At 69.0% G+C, this 229-nt stretch carries 1 protein-coding gene; it reads left to right on the top strand.

Going from position 1 to position 229, the window contains the following annotated elements:
* Positions 1-48 precede the first annotated feature (48 nt).
* Positions 49-229, top strand: a 181-nt coding sequence (locus tag G3I42_RS37290) for a hypothetical protein (RefSeq protein WP_239096183.1), incomplete at its 3' end; no start/stop codon positions are given.

Genomic DNA, 229 nt, shown 5'->3' with positions numbered 1-229 from the left:
CCGCGTCCCACGTTCCGCGACCGCGCTGCCCCGGAGGAGACGGGAAACATGTCTGCCTGCGTCCCCACTCGTCATGACCACTCATCCCGCAGCTCGCGACCTCCCCGGTCATCGGGGGTCAAGCGACCTCACAGCCCGCCACCGCCGCATCGCGGCGGACGATTCCGTATCGCGGGCGCCGACGTGTCCGCCTCGATCACTGTCTTCCTTCTCGCCATCCCCATGTCGC

Source organism: Streptomyces sp. SID11385 (genome assembly GCF_010548245.1).
In the GTDB taxonomy this organism is placed as follows: domain Bacteria; phylum Actinomycetota; class Actinomycetes; order Streptomycetales; family Streptomycetaceae; genus Streptomyces.
This window is presented reverse-complemented; position numbering and strand designations above follow the sequence as displayed.